Origin of the sequence: Corynebacterium nasorum (assembly GCF_022347325.1) — a bacterium.
In the GTDB taxonomy this organism is placed as follows: domain Bacteria; phylum Actinomycetota; class Actinomycetes; order Mycobacteriales; family Mycobacteriaceae; genus Corynebacterium; species Corynebacterium kefirresidentii.
Genome location: NZ_JAKRDU010000001.1, coordinates 62,937 through 81,137, shown reverse-complemented (window position 1 = coordinate 81,137; position 18,201 = coordinate 62,937). Strand labels below are relative to the sequence as shown.

General features: G+C 58.4%; 15 protein-coding genes. 10 read left to right on the top strand and 5 right to left on the bottom strand.

The annotated features are described in order from the left end of the window. Nucleotides 1-8 precede the first annotated feature (8 nt). From MHK05_RS00365 to ypfJ, 5 genes are all read right to left on the bottom strand, one after another. Entirely contained in the window at nucleotides 9-584 is a 576-nt protein-coding gene (locus MHK05_RS00365) for a TetR/AcrR family transcriptional regulator (protein ID WP_239204077.1), read from the bottom strand. A gap of 10 nt (nucleotides 585-594) precedes the next feature. After that, nucleotides 595-2,004 (bottom strand): L-serine ammonia-lyase, encoded by a 1,410-nt coding sequence (locus tag MHK05_RS00360; protein ID WP_239204075.1) that lies wholly within the window; start codon nucleotides 2,002-2,004, stop codon nucleotides 595-597. Nucleotides 2,005-2,179: 175 nt separating this feature from the next. Next, complete coding sequence (locus tag MHK05_RS00355; protein ID WP_239204073.1) at nucleotides 2,180-2,839, bottom strand: FMN reductase; 660 nt, start codon at nucleotides 2,837-2,839, stop codon at nucleotides 2,180-2,182. 2 nt (nucleotides 2,840-2,841) lie between these two features. Continuing rightward, the gene (locus tag MHK05_RS00350; protein ID WP_239204071.1) at nucleotides 2,842-3,954 is read right to left on the bottom strand and encodes an LLM class flavin-dependent oxidoreductase; all 1,113 of its coding nucleotides are present in this window, start codon (nucleotides 3,952-3,954) and stop codon (nucleotides 2,842-2,844) included. Nucleotides 3,955-4,670: 716 nt separating this feature from the next. Continuing rightward, nucleotides 4,671-5,549: a KPN_02809 family neutral zinc metallopeptidase gene (ypfJ, locus tag MHK05_RS00345; RefSeq protein ID WP_200287429.1), complete on the bottom strand. Its 879-nt coding sequence runs from the start codon at nucleotides 5,547-5,549 to the stop codon at nucleotides 4,671-4,673. Nucleotides 5,550-5,797: 248 nt separating this feature from the next. Here ypfJ and aspS point away from each other — a divergent pair, with 248 nt between their 5' ends. The 10 genes from aspS to MHK05_RS00295 all read left to right on the top strand — a co-directional run bounded on the left by aspS (nucleotide 5,798) and on the right by MHK05_RS00295 (nucleotide 18,166). Beyond that, nucleotides 5,798-7,630, top strand: a complete 1,833-nt coding sequence (gene aspS, locus MHK05_RS00340) for an aspartate--tRNA ligase (RefSeq protein ID WP_239204069.1) — start codon at nucleotides 5,798-5,800, stop codon at nucleotides 7,628-7,630. 124 nt (nucleotides 7,631-7,754) lie between these two features. Beyond that, nucleotides 7,755-8,969: a protein kinase family protein gene (locus tag MHK05_RS00335; RefSeq protein ID WP_239204067.1), complete on the top strand. Its 1,215-nt coding sequence runs from the start codon at nucleotides 7,755-7,757 to the stop codon at nucleotides 8,967-8,969. 42 nt (nucleotides 8,970-9,011) lie between these two features. Continuing rightward, nucleotides 9,012-10,403 (top strand): replication-associated recombination protein A, encoded by a 1,392-nt coding sequence (locus tag MHK05_RS00330; RefSeq protein ID WP_239204065.1) that lies wholly within the window; start codon nucleotides 9,012-9,014, stop codon nucleotides 10,401-10,403. 101 nt (nucleotides 10,404-10,504) lie between these two features. After that, nucleotides 10,505-13,189 (top strand): alanine--tRNA ligase, encoded by a 2,685-nt coding sequence (gene alaS / locus MHK05_RS00325; RefSeq protein ID WP_239204063.1) that lies wholly within the window; start codon nucleotides 10,505-10,507, stop codon nucleotides 13,187-13,189. Nucleotides 13,190-13,199: 10 nt separating this feature from the next. Further along, nucleotides 13,200-13,751 carry a Holliday junction resolvase RuvX gene (gene ruvX / locus MHK05_RS00320; RefSeq protein WP_023021457.1) on the top strand — a complete coding sequence of 184 codons (552 nt, stop codon included), beginning with the start codon at nucleotides 13,200-13,202 and terminating at the stop codon, nucleotides 13,749-13,751. A 38-nt stretch (nucleotides 13,752-13,789) separates the two neighbouring features. Then, nucleotides 13,790-14,983, top strand: a complete 1,194-nt coding sequence (mltG, locus tag MHK05_RS00315; protein ID WP_239204544.1) for an endolytic transglycosylase MltG — start codon at nucleotides 13,790-13,792, stop codon at nucleotides 14,981-14,983. Nucleotides 14,984-15,012: 29 nt separating this feature from the next. Beyond that, nucleotides 15,013-15,840, top strand: a complete 828-nt coding sequence (locus tag MHK05_RS00310) for a shikimate dehydrogenase (RefSeq protein ID WP_239204061.1) — start codon at nucleotides 15,013-15,015, stop codon at nucleotides 15,838-15,840. A gap of 113 nt (nucleotides 15,841-15,953) precedes the next feature. Further along, the gene (locus MHK05_RS00305) at nucleotides 15,954-16,346 is read left to right on the top strand and encodes a prepilin peptidase (RefSeq protein ID WP_239204059.1); all 393 of its coding nucleotides are present in this window, start codon (nucleotides 15,954-15,956) and stop codon (nucleotides 16,344-16,346) included. 68 nt (nucleotides 16,347-16,414) lie between these two features. Next, nucleotides 16,415-17,626, top strand: coding sequence for a chorismate synthase (aroC, locus tag MHK05_RS00300; RefSeq protein ID WP_200287441.1), 1,212 nt, complete (start codon nucleotides 16,415-16,417; stop codon nucleotides 17,624-17,626). A gap of 3 nt (nucleotides 17,627-17,629) precedes the next feature. Continuing rightward, complete coding sequence (locus tag MHK05_RS00295; protein ID WP_239204057.1) at nucleotides 17,630-18,166, top strand: shikimate kinase; 537 nt, start codon at nucleotides 17,630-17,632, stop codon at nucleotides 18,164-18,166. Nucleotides 18,167-18,201 lie beyond the last annotated feature (35 nt).

Sequence of the window (18,201 nt, the reverse complement as noted above, 5' to 3'; positions counted from 1 at the left end):
CATCGCGCTTAGGCGCGGTGCCCTCTTTTAATACCCGCCAAGTACAGATCAATAATCATTTCTTGGAGGTCCGGCTGGTAGGCCTCAACATCGACCTCGCGGGGCCGCGCCAAGCTGAGAAGGCCCACAATGAACTCGAGGTGGGTGACTCCGGGGCCGATCTCGCCGTGCTGTTGCCCAAGCTCAATAAACCTGCGCCCATTGCTCTCCAAGAGGTCACGCTGAGCGGTTAGCTCGGGGCTCAGAGAATCCAAATCCTGAGGGATGAAGGCAGGGATAAGGGTATTAAGCTCCATGGTAAGGATATGGGTGGCATAAGCGCGGACATAATCATTGCCGGAATTCTTAGGATCCTCAAAGTCAGCGATGAGACGCTGTTGGAACCTCGCAAAGGCATCGCCCATATATTCTGCGCAAGCGCGGATAAGGCTCGCGCGGTTAGGGAAGTTGCGATAGACGGTGGCTACACTCACCCCAGCCTGTGCGGCTACCTTATCCAAAGCGACATTATCGCCGTGGGATCGGAATAACTGACACGCCGCGGCAATAATAGCTGTGCGGCGGTGAAGGGCATCTGCGCGCATGGAGTCTGTTTTAGCACTCCACCTGGGACACACTAAAGCCCATGGTCTTAGCCAATCCGCCCAGGGAGGTTTCCTTGTATTTGGAGAGCATATCGCGGCCGGTCTCTGCCATAGTTTGCACTGCATTATCCAAGGTCACATGATGAGTGCCTTCGCCCATCTTGGCCATGCGTGCGGCATTGATGGATTTAACCGCACCGATGGCATTGCGTTCGATGCACGGAATCTGCACCAATCCGCCAACTGGGTCGCAGGTCAGGCCCAAGTTATGCTCCAATGCGATCTCCGCGGCATTTTCTACCTGCGCCGGAGTAGCGCCGAGCAGCTCTGCCATACCCGCAGCGGCCATAGCGGAGGCGGAACCTACCTCGCCTTGGCAGCCCACCTCAGCTCCGGAGATGGACGCATTTTCTTTGATGATCATGCCGATAGCACCGGCGGTCAATAGGTAGCGCCGGGCGGTAGAACGGGTGAAGTCTGCGCGGAAATCGCGCGCATAATGCAGTACCGCTGGAATGATGCCGCACGCACCATTGGTAGGTGCGGTAATGACGCGGCCACCGGCCGCGTTTTGCTCATTGACCGCGAGGGCGTAGAGATTGACCCACTCCATGGCAGAGAATCCACAGCTGGTGTCATCCTGATTTTCCAGTAACTGGGCGTACATCTTCGGGGCGCGACGTGGCACACGCAACCCACCCGGTAGCAGGCCTTTGGTGGAAATGCCTTCGGTCACGCACTCCCGCATGATGTCCCAGACCAGATCAAGGTGCCGCAAAACGAATTCGGCGCCGCCTTCGTCACGGTGCAAGGCTTCCTCATTGGCTAGCACGATCTCCCAGATTGCCTTGTCATGGGCTTCGCACAGATTGAGCAATTCTTCGCCCGTGGTGAAATGATAAGGAACGGTGTCATCAACCTGCGCTGCGGCTACGCCAGCGGGCACCTCATTGCTTTCGGCGACTTCCGCATCAAGCTCGGAGCGAGAGAGAATAAAGCCGCCGCCGACAGAGAAGTACTCTTCCTTTTCTGCGATGAGGTTGCCGCTTTCATCCCAAGCACTAAAAATCATGCCATTGGGGTGTTGAGGAAGTGGTTCGTTATCAAAAGCGATCTCATAGTCCACCGTGCCGCGGGGGCCAGAAATCGTTCCTTCACTGGGAATAAATCCACCTGCGTGCGGCTCGGCGTCGATAGGCACGCTTAGTGGATCCCAGCCAGCGAGACCGAGGATGACAGCGCGGTCGGAGGCATGCCCGCGGCCAGTGGCAGAAAGAGAACCGCGCAACTCGGTATACACCTTCGCCGGGTGCTTCTCGAGGGAATCGAGGAATTGCTTAGCCGCGCGCATGGGCCCAACGGTGTGCGAAGAGGACGGGCCGATGCCGATGGAGAAGATGTCCGTGACGCTAATTGTCATAGTTAAGCTGTGCCGAACCTTTCTGGGTGGATATGTGTTTGGTTCCTAGGGCTTTTCTCGTATCAAGGGGCAAAGCCGGAAGCGAGGGGAGAGGCAAATTTTCTGTGCCCAGCGTAGCGAAAGTCACACCTTCTATCAATCGCCGCCTATGCGAAGTACCGACCGCGCCTGTGGCCTAGTCGCCGTATCCATTCAGGAGCTTTCCCAAGGGGATGAAGTTCTCCTTGGCTAGCCGCACAGTAGAGTGGCCACCCAACCCCTCCAGCTCGCCAGCGATTCCAGACACCCTGTCCCTGGGGGCAACCATTTGGTCAGCTAACTGAATGGCAGAGCGCTCAATGCGGGTGACAATGCGTTCTCCTTCTGGAGTGCCCAAGTCTTCCGCAGCCTGAAAAACTCCCGTTGGCACGATATTTGCGTGGAGTTGATTAAACAGTGGGCGAAGCGCGTAATCCAAAATTAGGGAGTGGCGCGAAGAACCAGCTGTAGCTGCGATAATGGTGGGAAGATCGTCTAGTGCATGGGGCTTCAAGGTATCAAAGAACATCTTGAAGAGGCCTGAGTAGCTTCCCTGAAATACAGGGGTGACGGCAATAAGCCCATCGGCCTGAGCAATGCACTCCTGGGCCCGGGCCAACTCCGGCGTCGACGCAGTCCGATCTGTCATGGCAGTAGCTAGTTCGAAAGCCAAATCGCGAATCTCAATGACGTCGATCTGGGTCCCTTCACCGCGCGCGGAGATTTTGGCGCGGGTAGCCTCTGCAAGCATGTCTGCCAGCCGGCGAGAGGAAGACGGTTGCGATAAGCCAGCTGAAATAACGAGTAGGGAGCGCATAACTAGTGTTCCTTTCCAGGGCTGACCTGCAGGTGAGAAGAATTGGGCTCAGCGAGCAAGCTAGCGTGCGTCGGCGGGTTAGAAGGAACGTGGCTGGGACGGCGTTGTTCAAAGCGTCGTCGCAGCTCGGGGACTACTTGGGTGCCAAGGATTTCTATCTGCTCGAGGACTACTTCTTGCGGTAGCCCGGCATGATCGATGAGGAAAAGCTGACGCTGGTAGTCCCCGGCCCAGTCAGCAAAACTGAGGGTCTTTTCAATTACTTGCTCCACGGTGCCAACGGTCAATGGGGTCTGGGCCGTGAATTCTTCGAGGCTGGGGCCGTGTCCATAGACCGGGGCATTGTCGAAGTAGGGGCGGAAGAAATCTTTAGCCTCTTGCTCGGTATCGCCGATAAAGACCTGGCCACCAAGGCCTACAATCGCTTGGTCCGCTTGGCCGTGGCCGTAGCTTGCAAAACGACGGCGGTAGAGATCTACCATCTGAGCAGTGTGTTCCTTATTCCAAAAGATATTGTTATGGAAGAAACCATCGCCGTAATAAGCAGCTTGCTCGGCAATTTGCGGCGAACGAATTGAGCCGTGCCAGACAAAGGGTGGAATTCCATCCAGCGGCGCCGGGGTCGCGGTAAACCCTTCCAAGCCTGTGCGGAACTTTCCTTGCCAATTAACAACTGGCTCGCGCCAGAGCCTGCGCAGCAGGTGATAATTTTCAATAGCCAAGGGAATGCCTTGCTGGATATCCTTGCCAAACCACGGATAGACCGGGCCCGTATTTCCGCGGCCCAGCATGAGGTCTACTCGTCCTTGTGCAAGGTGCTGCAGGAAGGCATAGTCCTCTGCGATCTTGACTGGGTCATTTGTAGTAATAAGAGTCGTTGCAGTCGAGAGCTGCAAGCGCTTAGTCTGCGCGGCGATATAGGCCAAGTGCGTGGTAGGTGAGGACGGCACGAAGGGCGGGTTGTGGTGCTCGCCGGTGGCAAAGACATCAAGGCCTACCTCCTCGGCCTTGAGTGCAATCTCCGTTAAGTTGCGGATGCGCTCGGCCTCAGAGGGAGTTTTTCCTGAGTTGGGGTCAGTGGTTAAATCCCCGATACTGAAGATGCCGAATTGCATGGTTACCTTTCTCTGCGGTGCCCAGGGGTAAAAGACGCAGTGTGAACGGCTGGCGAATCATTCCCATTCTAGGGCATCCATTAGTACCGGTAGGTCCGCCGGTGCAACCAACCACAGCGGAGTCTCATTTACTTTGCCGTGTTCTGTGATGACGGCTGCGCACGGGCGGTTCCCCAGGCTATCGGTTTCTGATGGGCAATCCATCGGTTCCTGCACACTTACCGTGCGGGCCAGAAAGATGGCGCGATCGCTGGGCTCTTGATACCTCGCTCTATCCGCACTGTCGGCGGCATCGAGTTTGTGCTTATCGCTGCAATCCGCGGCGACCCATCGATGCGGCTGCAGGACGCGAAGGGTCTCGGGAGGGGACACCACTATGTCCCGGAGGGTGGAAATCTGCTGTACCACTGCTGCGTGCGGCTGAGCGATGAGCTCTGATTTGTAATAGCGGGCGTGGGAAAGGAGTTCTTTGCGTTCACAATGGAGCGCAGGGTTTTAAGGTCATGAAAGCGGCCAATAATGCACTAGCTAGGTGAATAGTGATAGGTGCCAGTGTGGAGAAGGGTGGAAAGGGAGGGCGTCGCCAAGCGCGGAGTGCTTGCAGCGCCCTGGGATAGGGATAAGAAAACCCGCTAGCCCCGGCACAGTCGGTATGGCTAGCGGAGGTGGCGAGTCCGTCTAGGCTCTTAGAGGATAGGCGGCGGCCAAAAGTAGTTTTAGCCGCGGTAGGCCCCGCGCTCCAAGGTGTCGCACTGGGACATCTTGCCGGAGTTATAGCCAGCGAGGAATGCCTTCTCGCGTTGTTCAGAAGAGCCATGGGTCCAGGAGTCAGGCTGGACCTGGCCCCCGGAACGGCGTTGAATATTGTCATCGCCCACCGCTTGGGCAGCGGCGACAGCATCCGAGACCTGTTCTTTGGTAATGGGCTCTAGCAAGGGATTGTCACCCTTGTCGGCGTAGGAGGCCCACAGCCCGGCGTAGCAGTCAGCCTGCAGCTCGATCTTCACAGCGTTGGAATCGGCGCCAGGGTTGTTATAGTCCGACAAACCGAGGGTGCCCTCCAGGTTTTGAATGTGGTGGCCAAACTCGTGGGCCACGATGTACATGCGGGCCAAGGGGGCATTTTCCGCGCCGAAATTGCGCAGGGAATCAAAGAACTCGGTATCGAAGTAGGCGGACTCATCGCGTGGGCAATAGAAGGGGCCGGTAGAAGAGGATGCCGCGCCGCATCCGGTATTAACGCCACCGTGGAAGACCACGCGCTCCGGTTCGGTGTATTGGATATTTGCCTGTTCTGGCAGCACCTTGGACCAAACGTTGTCCACGCTGCGGCCGGTGAACTCTACCAGGCATTCATCTTTGGTATTGCCATCTTCTGCAGTTTTGCATTCTGGGCTATCGCCCTGCGCGGCGCCATCGGACTGAGACTGTTCATTGCCTAAAATCGCGCCCAAGTCTGAGGGGTTACCGCCAAGTAGGAGGAAAAGGCCAACCAAAACAATCGAGCCGACGCCACCGCCGATGGCGATGCCACCGCCGCCGCCACCGGAACGAGCTTCCTTGCCGCCGAAATCGGCACCAGATCTAAAAGTCATGTCTAAATAGTGTCACATGGCCCCTTAAAACACAGGATGAAGATGGGTGCACAAGGGGGCAAGGAAACAGGGGGAGTGTCGCGCCTTGTAGGCCTCCGGGGCGTCGCTGCGTCTACCTTACTACGCTGCATGTACCGGTAGGGATGTAGGATTGTGCACGTTCCTAGTCTTGTGCTTGGTTTGGCGCGCGCTGTTTACGCGTGGCGGGACCCGCAAGTGACACAATTTTCAGAAGGGATTGAACAACAGTGCTGCGTACCCACTTAGCTGGTGAGCTCCGCAAAGAACTCGCAGGAGAGACCGTCACCCTAACCGGTTGGGTTTCCCGCCGCCGCGATCACGGTGGTGTGATCTTCATTGACCTGCGCGATCGCTCTGGCATCGCCCAGGTTGTCTTCCGTGAATCTGACGTGGCAGAACGCGCCCACGACCTGCGCTCCGAATACTGCGTGAAGGTTACCGGTACCGTAGAGCCACGCCCGGAAGGCTCTGAGAACCCCAACCTGCCGTCCGGCGAGATTGAGGTCAATGTCGCGGATCTTGAGGTGCTCAATAAATCCGCAGCGCTGCCGTTCCAGGTTGATGATCCTTCGACCTCGGGTGAGGTTGGCGAGGAGACTCGCTTGAAGTACCGCTACCTGGACCTGCGCCGTGAGCGCCAGGCGAAGGCCCTGCGCCTGCGTTCTGCCGCTAACCGTGCGGCCCGCAAGGTGCTGGATTCTCATGACTTTGCAGAAATTGAGACTCCGACCTTGACTCGTTCCACCCCGGAGGGTGCGCGTGACTTCCTGGTGCCAGCGCGCTTGAAGCCAGGCACGTGGTACGCACTGCCACAGTCCCCGCAGCTGTTCAAGCAGCTGCTCATGGTCGCTGGCATGGAGCGCTACTACCAGATTGCTCGTTGCTACCGCGATGAGGATTTCCGCGCCGACCGCCAGCCGGAGTTTACGCAGCTGGACGTGGAGATGTCCTTTGTAGACCAGGACGATGTCATCGCCTTGGCAGAAGAGATCGTTACCGAGCTGTGGAAGCTCATTGGCTACGAGATTAAGACTCCTATCCCGCGCATGACCTACGCTGATGCGATGAAGTACTACGGCTCTGATAAGCCAGACCTGCGCTTCGACATCAAGATTGTAGAGTGCACCGAGTTCTTCAAGGACACCACCTTCCGCGTCTTCCAGAATGAATACGTGGGCGCCGTGGTTATGGAGGGCGGCGCCTCCCAGCCGCGCCGTCAGTTCGATGCTTGGCAGGACTGGGCTAAGCAGCGCGGTGCGAAGGGCTTGGCTTATATCACCGTGGGTGAGGACGGCACATTGGGCGGCCCGGTAGCTAAGAACATTACTGACGCCGAGCGCGAGGGCATCGCAGAGCACGTCGGCGCTAAGCCAGGCGATGCCATCTTCTTTGCCGCTGGCGACACCAAGTCTTCACGTGCCCTGCTGGGTGCTGCGCGCGGCGAGATTGCAAAGAAGCTGGACCTTATCAAGGAAGGCGACTGGGCCTTTACGTGGGTTGTTGATGCCCCGCTCTTCGAGCCTTCTGCCGACGCAACCGCTTCCGGCGACGTCGCTTTGGGTCACTCCAAGTGGACCGCGGTCCACCACGCCTTCACCTCCCCGAAGCCGGAGTGGATTGATTCCTTTGACCAGAACCCGGGCGAGGCTACCGCCTACGCTTATGACATTGTCTGCAACGGCAATGAGATTGGCGGCGGTTCCATCCGTATCCACCAGGAAGACGTGCAAAAGCGCGTCTTTGATGTCATGGGAATTGGGGACGAGGAAGCTCAGGAGAAGTTTGGCTTCCTGCTCGATGCCTTCTCTTATGGCGCCCCGCCACACGGCGGCATCGCCTTTGGCTGGGACCGCATTGTCTCCCTGCTGGGCGGCTTCGACTCCATCCGCGACGTCATTGCGTTCCCGAAGTCCGGCGGCGGCGTAGACCCGCTTACCGAGGCCCCTGCGCCAATCCCTGCCGCACAGCGCAAGGAAACCGGCGTAGACTACAAGCCGGAAAAGAAGAAGGAACAGGACAAGGCCGGTTCCACTGCGGGAGAGACTGCTGAGGAGAAGTAAGCAGATAGCTTGAACCTCAGCCGTTAAGGCACACCGTGCGGGGCACATCGTAGGCCGTGGCCATTTTCGCTGCGGGCGAACTTGTGACCCCGCTTTGGTGTGAGGGGGCATACTGGATAGAACTATGGATGAAAACGATACTGTGCTATCGCCCGAGGACGTCATCAAGGCCGCCTCGGAGATGTTGTCGCGCCGTTTTGGTGGCACCCCGGAGATGTCGAGCGTCGAGCGCTTGGACGGCTCCGGCAATGCAATGGTCCTGCGCGCAAGGATTGCCCCCGGCGCCTTCCTGCCTCACCGCTCGGTAGTCATTAAATACAACCCGGTCACAGGCTATGGCGTTGATGATGCCGCAATGCTGCGTGAGGTTGTGGCTTATCAATTTACTACCGCGTTATCTGAAGATGTGCGCCCTGGCCCGGTGCTGCTCGCTCATGATTTAGATAAGCGCATTATCGTTTTGACGGACTTGGGAGAGGGCGAAACGCTTGCCGATGTCCTGGTTCAATCCACCGATGCCGACCGCGTCCGAGTGCTGCGCTCGCTGGGCAGCGCACTGGGCCACATGCATGCGGGGACCGCCGGGCATGAGCAGGATTATGAAACCTTGCTTAGCCGCATGTTGCGCAAGAACCCGGAATTGGCCCCGCACCAATCCGTGCGTGATGAGGCATTGGAAGGCTCCATCGGAATCGGCCTTGATTTGCTGGATACGGCGGGGCTCGAAGCCCCCGAAAGCTTCCGTGAGCTAGCAAGGCAAGCAGCCAGGTCTTTGGCCTCCGGAAAAGACCGGGCCTTTACCCCCTTTGACCTTTCTCCAGATAATATTATCGTCTCGCAGCACCTGCACTTCTTGGATTATGAATGGGCGGGATTCCGCAATGTGGGCTTCGATGTAGCCTGCGTTATTGCCGGTTTCCCACAGTTCCTGTTTTCTAAGCCGATTACGGACGAGGAGGCAGATATTTTTATCTCCGCCTGGTCTCGTGCGGTAGCAGACGTGTGGCCGCTGTTTTCTGATCCGGAAGAGATCCATGGACTCATCGTGGCTTCACTAATCGGCTGGGCGCTGTCGAGCGTGACCACCATGCAAGCAGGCGGCATTGAAGGGCTGGTGGCCTTGGTCAGGGGAGAAGCCGAGGTCTTCCACGATCCGCAGCATTCGATCTTGCGCCCGGCCGATCACGGGCCGTTTACGGAAGATGAATTGCTGGTACGCCGCGATCTGTACGAAACCTTTGAGGCGCTGTCGCGCTATGCCGCGCGCTGCGACGGCCCCGCCTGCGCACCCATCGCAGAGTTTGGCAGCGCAATTGCGCGCCGCTTGGATGATGAATAGATAACTTTGATGTGCCCGCACACTGCTAGGAGGTAGGTTTTAGTGTCTCAAGACTCACTCTTTGGCGGGCCCACTCCCGGGGACAATGCCGCGTCTTTGCCTGGGAAGAACCTCTTTGCCACCCACGCAGGATCGCCGCTGGCGGCGCGCATGCGCCCGCAGAGCTTGGATGAAGTGGTCGGACAAGACCACCTTTTGGCTCCTGGCAAGCCATTGCGCCGCCTAGTGGAAGGCTCAGGGGAGGCCTCTGTCATTTTGTATGGCCCGCCAGGTACTGGCAAGACCACGATTGCCTCTCTTATTGCGAGCCAGATGGGGCAGAATTTTGTGGGTCTATCCGCGCTCGATTCGGGCGTGAAGCAGGTCCGCGAGGTCATCACCCACGCCCGGCAAGAGCTCATTCACGGGCGCCGGACGGTGCTTTTTATCGATGAGGTACATCGATTTTCTAAAACCCAACAGGATGCGCTGCTCGCGGCCGTGGAAAACCGCACGGTACTGCTCGTGGCGGCGACGACGGAAAATCCCTCATTTTCCGTTGTGGCGCCGCTCCTGTCGCGCTCGCTGCTTTTGCAGCTGCATTCGCTAAGCGACGACGACCTAAGGGGCGTCGCCAAGCACGCGCTAGAAAGCGATCGAGGCTTGGGCGAGCGCAAGATTCGGATCGCCGACGAGGCCTTGGAGCAGCTAGTTCTTTTGGCCGGCGGTGATGCGCGGCGCACATTGACCTACCTGGAGGCGGCGGCCGAGGCGGTCGCCGACGGCGGGGAAATTACCGCACAGACGGTCACAGACAACGTCAATAAGGCGGTCGTGCGCTATGACCGCGACGGCGACCAACACTACGATGTGGTCTCTGCGTTTATTAAATCCATTCGTGGTTCCGATGTTGATGCTGCGCTGCACTATCTAGCCCGCATGGTGGAAGCGGGAGAGGATCCGCGCTTTATAGCGCGCAGGCTCATAGTGCATGCCTCCGAAGACATCGGTATGGCCGATCCCACTGCGCTCCAGGTAGCTGTGGCGGCGGCCGAGGCCGCACAGCTCATCGGAATGCCGGAGGCGAGAATTCCCTTGGCGCAGGCCACCATCCATCTGGCCACCGCGCCGAAGTCTCCATCAGTAATCTCCGCCATCACGCAGGCCCAGGCAGACGTGGCCGCCGGCAAGGTGGGCCACGTGCCGGCGCATCTGCGCGATGGACACTACGAGGGCGCAAAGCGGATGGGAAATGCCGTGGGCTATGTTTACCCCCACGATGATCCCCGCGGCGTAGTAGAACAGCAATACCTGCCCGATGAGTTGGAAGGCTCCGTATATTATGAACCCACCGATCATGGAGCTGAAAAGCGCGTTTATGACTATATAGGCCGCTTGCGCAGCATTATTCGCGGCAAGCGTTCTCCCGGTAAAAACGCTCGCCGGCCGCGCTGATACCTACCCAAGGGAAATTGCGGTGCGGCGAAGGGTAAAGTTGGGCGGGTTAGAAACTTCTCGATAGAAGATGAAAGCTCATACAGTTAGGATTGTTGCTCGTGAAGACTCATGAGATCCGGGAACGGTTTACCCAGCACTTCGTCAATTCTGGTCACGAGGCGGTACCAAGTGCCTCGCTGATCCTGGATGACCCTAACCTGCTTTTCGTAAACGCGGGCATGGTTCCATTCAAGCCCTACTTCCTGGGCCAGCAGAATCCGCCCTTTGCCAAGGGGCTAGCCACCTCTATTCAGAAGTGCGTGCGCACCCTTGATATTGAAGAGGTGGGCATTACCACCCGCCACAACACCTTCTTCCAGATGGCCGGAAACTTCTCCTTTGGCCAGTACTTCAAGGAAGGCGCCATCACCAATGCCTGGACCTTGCTTACCCGCTCCGTTGAGGAGGGCGGTTTTGGTCTAGACCCAGAACGCTTGTGGGTGACGGTGTACCTGGATGATGATGAGGCCGCCGAAATCTGGCGCGATAAGATTGGCGTTCCTGAAGAGCGCATTCAGCGCCTCGGCATGGAGGATAACTACTGGTCCATGGGTATCCCTGGACCCTGTGGCCCGTGCTCCGAGATTTATTACGATCGCGGTCCTGAGTACGGCAAGGACGGCGGACCCATTGCCGATGATAACCGCTACATGGAGATCTGGAACTTGGTCTTCATGCAAAACGAGCGCGGCGAGGGCATTGGCAAGGGCAACTTTGAAATCGTTGGCGAGCTGCCCAAGAAGAACATCGATACTGGCCTTGGCATCGAGCGCGTGGCCTGCATTTTGCAGGGCGTAGACAACGTCTACGAAACAGACCTGCTGCGTCCAGTCATTGACGTAGCTGAGGAACTTACCGGTGCCACCTACGGCGATAAAGCCTCTCAGGAAGACAATATCCGCTTCCGAGTGGTAGCGGACCACTCCCGCACCGGCATGATGCTCATTTTGGATGGCGTAACCCCGGGCAATGAGGGCCGCGGATATATCCTGCGTCGCCTGCTGCGCCGCATTATCCGTTCCGCCAAGCTGCTGGGCGCTACCGGTGCCACCATGGAGCGCTTCATGAACACGGTCATGGATACCATGACTCCGTCTTATCCGGAGATTGCGGACAACCGTGAGCGAATTCTGCGCGTGGCCGTCAACGAAGAAAAGGCCTTCCTCAAGACTCTGGAGTCCGGCACCCGCCTCTTCGACGATGCCGTGCAGGAGCTCAAGTCCACCTCTCGTGCGAAGACCGCAAAGGTCCTGCCGGGTGAGAAGGCCTTTGAGCTGCACGATACCTATGGTTTCCCCATCGACTTGACCCTGGAAATGGCCCAGGAAGCGGGCCTTGAGGTGGACATGGATGGCTTCAACGACGCCATGGGTGAGCAGCGCCGCCGCGCCAAGGCCGATAACCAGGCCAAGAAGCACGGGCACACTGACCTTTCCCTCTACCGCGACTGGGTAGACAATAACCCCACCGTCTTCACCGGCTACGAGGAGCTTACTTCCGACGCCCGCGTGATCGGCCTTGTCCGCGGCGGCGAGAAGGTCGATGAAGTCCACGAGGGTGAAGAGGTCGAGGTCATTTTGGACCACACCCCACTTTATGCCGAAGCGGGCGGCCAGATGGCTGATCGCGGGCGCATTGTGGCCGGCGAGTCCTTGCTGGAGGTCAATGACGTCCAAAAGATTGGCAAGAAGCTGTGGGTCCACAAAGCCACGGTTACGGCTGGCGGCCTAGACCTGGGCATGTCGGTTGAGGCGGGCGTCGACGAGCAGTGGCGCCATGGTGCTACCCAGGCTCACTCCGCTACCCACCTCATTCACGCCGCACTGCGCCAGGTGCTTGGCCCCACCGCGGTCCAGGCTGGTTCTATGAATCGCCCGGGTTACCTACGGTTTGACTTCAACTACACCGAACAGCTCAGCCAGGCCCAGCTGGAAGAAATTGCCTTGATTACCAACCAGGCAATTGACTCCAATTTTGCCGTCAACACCATCGAGACCTCCTTGGAAGAGGCTAAGGCCATGGGCGCCATGGCGCTCTTTGGTGAGAACTACGGCAAGGAAGTCCGCGTGGTAGAAATCGGCGGACCGTTCTCCATCGAGCTATGCGGCGGTACCCACGTGGGATCCTCCGCTGAAATCGGCCCGGTTTCCGTGCTGGGTGAATCTTCCGTAGGCTCTGGCGCTCGCCGCATTGAGGCTTACTCCGGTATGGATGCCTTCCGCTACTACTCCAAGGAAACCGCCTTGGTGGAAGGAGTCTCCCGCGAGCTTAAGGTACAGACCGAGGACCTGCCTGAGCGCATTGCTCAGCTATCTGAGAAGCTCAAGGCAGCAGAAAAGGAAATCGAAACCCTGCGCAAGCAGCAGCTGGCTGCGCGTGCCTCCGAGTTTGTCGGCGCCGCCAAGGACATCAATGGTTTCAAGGTTATTGCGCTGACGTTGCCGGATGGAACCACCGGTGGGGACCTGCGCACCGTGGCTACGGACCTGCGTAACCGCCTGCGCGAGGAAGAAGCCGTCATCGTCTTGGGCGCCCAGGACAAGGGCAAGTTCCCGTTCATCGTGGCAGCCACCGACAAGGCCGTCGAACGCGGTGTGAAGTCCGGGGACGTCGTCAAGCAATTTGGCCAGTACGTTGATGGCCGCGGCGGCGGTAAGCCGGACATGGCCCAGGGCTCCGGTTCTTCAGCTGCAGGTGCAGAGCGCGGCTTTGCCGCCGTCGAGGATATGCTCGAGTCCCTGTAGGAGTTCGAACGTGGCACAAGTGGAACCAGATATCCCCGGGGTTGATGATCCGGGGCAGGGCCGCCGGCTCGCGCTTGACGTCGGTACTGTGCGCATCGGCGTAGCAGTGTCCAATAGGGAAGCAACGCTTGCCACCCCAGTGGAGACCGTTCACCGCGAAACCGGGTTTAAGGACCGCGATAAGGGTGATATCGACCGGATCCTAGAATTGATTGATTTTTATGAGGCGGTCGAGGTCATCGTGGGGCTGCCACGAGATTTGCAGGGAAATGGCTCAAAAAGCGTAAAACATGCTAAAGAAATTGCGTTTCGGATCCGCCGTCGGTTGAATCGAAATGCAAATATGGATAAAGTTCCACCACCAGTACGTTTGGCTGATGAGCGTTTGACTACCGTGGCAGCGACCACCGCGCTGCGCGCGTCAGGCGTGTCCGAGAAGAAGGGCCGTAAAGTCATCGACCAAGCAGCAGCGGTGGAGATATTGCAGACATGGTTGGACGGGCGTGCAAACGCTCTCCGTCCAAGGGATGCAATAGATCAGCCTTCAAACTCAGGAGACTAAAACAAGTGAGCCGTAATCAAGAACGTCTCGGTCGATCGATGGAGCCGAAACACGTCAAGCGCCGCCAGCGCGGCATTGCCGTTATCATTGCGTCGATCATCGTTATCCTTGGTGCCCTTATCTACATCGGATTCCGTCTCGGCAATACCTCTGCCGATTATGAGGGAACCGGCAACGGTACCACCCAGCTGGTGGAGGTGCCGGAAGGCTCGTCGATGTCCGAGCTCGGTCCTGCACTGGTGGAAAAGAATGTGGTCAAGACCCAAGACGCCTTTGACTCTGCTGCGTCTATGAACCATAGCGCAAGCCAAATCCAACCTGGCTTCTACCGCCTGCAGGAGGAGATGAGTGCCAACGCCGCGGTAGAGGCGCTATTGGATAAGAATAACCGCGTCGACATGCTCGAAGTCCAAGGCGGCGCAACCTTGGAGGACGTCAAGGTTGTTGGTGGAGACGTTCGTTATGGCATCTATTCCTTGATTTCTGAGGTCAGCTGCAACGATGGCAACTGCCTGAAGAAGGAAGACCTAGAAAAGGTCGCTGCGGAAACTGATCCTGCTGAGCTGGGTGCGCCACAGTGGGCACTCGAGGCCATCAACAAGCGCGGCAACGATCCTAAGCGCATTGAGGGCCTTATCGCTCCAGGCCAGTACGTCCTGGACCCCAATATGGAGGCCAAGGATATTTTGAAGGACCTCATTACCCGCTCTACCAAGCGCTACAACGAGACCAAGATCGAAGAACGCGCCCAGGCTATCGGTCTGAGCCCTTATGAGCTGCTTACTTCCGCATCCCTAGTGGAGCGCGAGGCGCCAGCAGGTGAGTTCGACAAGGTCGCCCGTGTCATCCTCAACCGTCTGGACGAGCCGATGCGCTTGGAGTTTGACTCCACCGTGAACTATGGCTTGGAAGACGTTGAGCTGGCCACCACCGATAAGGCCCGTGAGGAGAAGACTCCGTGGAATACCTACGCAAAGGAGGGCCTGCCGGATACCCCGATTGCTTCTCCTTCGGATGATGCAATCAAGGCCATGGAGCAGCCTGCTGAGGGCAATTGGAAGTTCTTTGTCACCGTGGACGAAGAAGGCACCACCGTCTTCTCCGATACCTACGATGAGCACTTGGGCCGCGTTGATGACGCCATCCGCTCCGGCGTGCTTGACTCCAAGCGCGAAGGGGAGGGCGCTGGTTCCGGCAACGGCGACGCCGCTGCCGAGCAGCCCGCCAAATAAAGTCGCAAAACCACGAAGAGGTAGAACCGATGCCACGTGCGGCAGTCCTTGGTAGCCCCATCGAGCACTCACTGTCTCCGGTGCTCCACAATGCTGGCTACGAGGCTGCCGGGCTCGAAGGTTGGGACTACACCCGCTTTGAAACGGCTGCGGAGGGCTTGCCGGATCTGGTGAGGGGGAGTACCCCTGAGTTCGTAGGGTTCTCCGTCACCATGCCGGGTAAGTTCGCCGCCCTCCGCTTTGCGGATACCGTAAGCGATCGCGCACAGCTGATAGGTTCCGCAAACACCCTGGTGCGTAAAGAAGAAGGGTGGTTTGCAGACAATACCGACACCGAAGGCGTGCGTGGCGCGCTCATAGAACTTTTGGGGGATTCCCCCGCACGGCACGCGATGCTCATTGGAGCTGGGGGCACAGCGCGTCCAGCTTTGTGGGCGCTGGCTGAGCGCGGAGTGTCTACCGTCACCGTGCTCAATCGCTCGGACCGTAGCGCCGAGCTACGGCCACTTGCCCAAGAGCTGGGACTGGAGCTTTCTTTCACCGGTTTCGATGGTGACCTATCTGCACTGTCTCGCGCAGCCGATGTCATTGTATCCACCGTTCCCGCCGCTGCGGTGGAGGACTGCGTCTTCGACATCGCCCACGCACCGGTGCTCGACGTCATTTATGATCCCTGGCCCACGCCGCTGACCACGTGCGCGGCGGCCAACGGGTACAAGTCCGTCGGCGGACATGTCATGCTCGCATATCAAGCATTTAGCCAGTTCGAGCAATTTTCCGGGGTGGCCGCACCGCGGGAAGAGATGCTAAATGCATTGAATGAGGAATTGCAGCGGCGGTCGCAAACTGTCAAATAAAACGAGGCCTGGACAAGTGCGGGCTATCCTTCGCGTCTGGCTCACGCTGCACAATTCGCCCTCTGAGTGGAAGCCTCGAGCGCTAGGCGGTACCTCGCTTTACTCTAAGTCCCGTGTTGATCTTTGGGGGAATTGTTTATTGCCTTTGGGCCGCGGCACTGTCTTGGTGGGACTTTCGGCATCGCCGCTTGCCCGACTGGTTGACGCTGCCAGCCGCTGCGTTGTCACTTGTACTTGCCAACTGGGGCGGGCTGTGGTGGCCGGGGATATATCTCGTGCTTGGGCTGGCCCATACAGGGGTGGGCGGCGGCGATATTAAGCTGGCCGTGCCCTTAGGGATGCTGGTAGGGCATGCTGCTGGGTTCATAGGGGTGGTGGCGGCGAGCGGCTGCGCGTCCCTGTTAACGTTCGTCTGGTCTGTGTGTGCTGGGCAGAAAGAAAGCGCGCATGGCCCCGCGATGTTATTGGCGGCGGCACTCGTCGTGGCTTGTGTTTACCCTTTTTGAGGGGGTGGAAGAATATATTGCGGGGCCAAGTTCATACCGGATTGGCCTCATCGTGCGATAATACCCGCATGCTTCGTTGGACTACTGCAGGTGAATCCCACGGCCAGGCTCTTATTTCTCTGCTGGAGCACATGCCCGCCGGGGTCCCAATTACCCGCGCCGATATTTCGCATCAGCTTTCCCGGCGCCGCCTTGGCTACGGCCGTGGCGCCCGCATGAAGTTTGAGGCTGATGAGGTTACCGTGCTGGGCGGAGTCCGCCACGGGCTGACTCTGGGTAGCCCTATTGCCATAATGATTGGCAATACGGAGTGGCCGAAGTGGACCACCATCATGTCGGCCGATCCACTGGATATGGACGATGAAGAAAATATAAAGGCCATGAATTCTGGACGAGGTGCAGCCCTGACTAGGCCGCGTCCAGGCCACGCGGATTTTGCCGGAATGGTGAAATACCGCCATAGTGAAGCGCGCCCCATTCTAGAGCGTTCCTCCGCGCGTGAGACTGCAGCGCGTGTGGCTGCCGCTACCGTCGCGCGCAACTTCCTGCGCGAGACCCTCGGCATCGAGGTACTCTCCCACGTCATTTCTATTGGGGCTTCTGAGCCTTATGAGGGCCCTGCGCCGGCGTTCGCGGACATCGAGGCTATCGATGATTCACCCGTGCGCGCCTGTGATAAGGAGGCAGAGGCCTCCATGATTGCAGAAATCGAAACCGCCAAGAAACAAGGCGATACCTTGGGCGGCATCGTCGAAGTCGTGGTAGATGGCCTGCCTATTGGACTGGGCTCGCACATTTCCGGCGATGACCGTTTGGATGCGCAATTAGCCAGCGCTTTGATGGGTATTCAGGCTATCAAAGGAGTGGAAATCGGTGATGGCTTCGCAGAGGCTCGTCGGCGCGGCTCCGCTGCTCACGATGAAATGGTGCGTACCGCTGAGGGCATTTCCCGCCTCACCAATCGCGCAGGTGGCCTCGAAGGCGGCATGACTAATGGGCAGCAGCTTCGTGTGCGGGCGGCGATGAAACCAATCTCTACCGTCCCGCGCGCATTGCGCACCGTTGATATGGAATCCGGCGCCGAGGCAACTGCCATTCACCAGCGCTCCGATGTCTGCGCGGTTCCGGCGGCCGGCGTCGTAGCAGAAGCCATGGTTGCCCTTGTTCTTGCGCGCGCTGTGCTTGAGAAATTCGGCGGAGATAGCCTCGAAGAAACCTCTCAGGCTATTGCCGCGTATGATAGATACGTTTCGGACCGCCTTGCTTTTGACCAGGAGTAAGTTATGACCACCCCAACCGCCGTTACGGGCCAACCCCGCCCACGCGTTGTTTTGGTTGGCCCGCCAGGCGCGGGTAAATCCACACTTGGCCGCCGCCTATCCCATGCCCTGAGCTGTGAATTTACTGACTCTGACCACCTTATTGAACAGGCACAAGCAAAGCCTTGCGGGGAAGTCTTTAGCGAGCTCGGTGAGCAGGACTTCCGTGCGCTTGAAGCGCAACACGTTGCGGCCGCGTTGCGTACCGATGGGGTCGTAAGTCTCGGCGGCGGGGCAGTGCTCACGGAGTCCACTCGTGACCTCCTGGAGCGGCACACGGTAATTTTTTTGGATATTTCCCCTGAAGAAGGAGCAAGGCGCACCTCCGGTGATAGCAATCGGCCGGTTCTTGCAGCCGCTGACCCCCTCGAACATTACCGAAACCTAGTGGACGTGCGGCGCCCGTATTACCAGGAGGTTGCCGATTATCGAGTGCGCACAGATACCCGAACCCCGCAGCAGGTAGTAGGCGATATTCTCGGTTTCCTCGACATCCTTTAGCTGCCCGCTGCGCTCGTACTTGTTCCTCGCCACAC

Excerpts from the sequence above, each read along its gene's own strand:
- MHK05_RS00365 (WP_239204077.1), bottom strand. The coding sequence starts at position 584 with ATGCGCGCAGATGCCCTTCACCGCCGCACAGCTATTATTGCCGCGGCG.
- MHK05_RS00360 (WP_239204075.1), bottom strand. The coding sequence starts at position 2,004 with ATGACAATTAGCGTCACGGACATCTTCTCCATCGGCATCGGCCCGTCC.
- MHK05_RS00355 (WP_239204073.1), bottom strand. The coding sequence starts at position 2,839 with ATGCGCTCCCTACTCGTTATTTCAGCTGGCTTATCGCAACCGTCTTCC.
- MHK05_RS00350 (WP_239204071.1), bottom strand. The coding sequence starts at position 3,954 with ATGCAATTCGGCATCTTCAGTATCGGGGATTTAACCACTGACCCCAAC.
- ypfJ (WP_200287429.1), bottom strand. The coding sequence starts at position 5,549 with ATGACTTTTAGATCTGGTGCCGATTTCGGCGGCAAGGAAGCTCGTTCC.
- MHK05_RS00335 (WP_239204067.1), top strand. The coding sequence starts at position 7,755 with ATGGATGAAAACGATACTGTGCTATCGCCCGAGGACGTCATCAAGGCC.
- mltG (WP_239204544.1), top strand. The coding sequence starts at position 13,790 with ATGGAGCCGAAACACGTCAAGCGCCGCCAGCGCGGCATTGCCGTTATC.
- MHK05_RS00310 (WP_239204061.1), top strand. The coding sequence starts at position 15,013 with ATGCCACGTGCGGCAGTCCTTGGTAGCCCCATCGAGCACTCACTGTCT.
- aroC (WP_200287441.1), top strand. The coding sequence starts at position 16,415 with ATGCTTCGTTGGACTACTGCAGGTGAATCCCACGGCCAGGCTCTTATT.
- MHK05_RS00295 (WP_239204057.1), top strand. The coding sequence starts at position 17,630 with ATGACCACCCCAACCGCCGTTACGGGCCAACCCCGCCCACGCGTTGTT.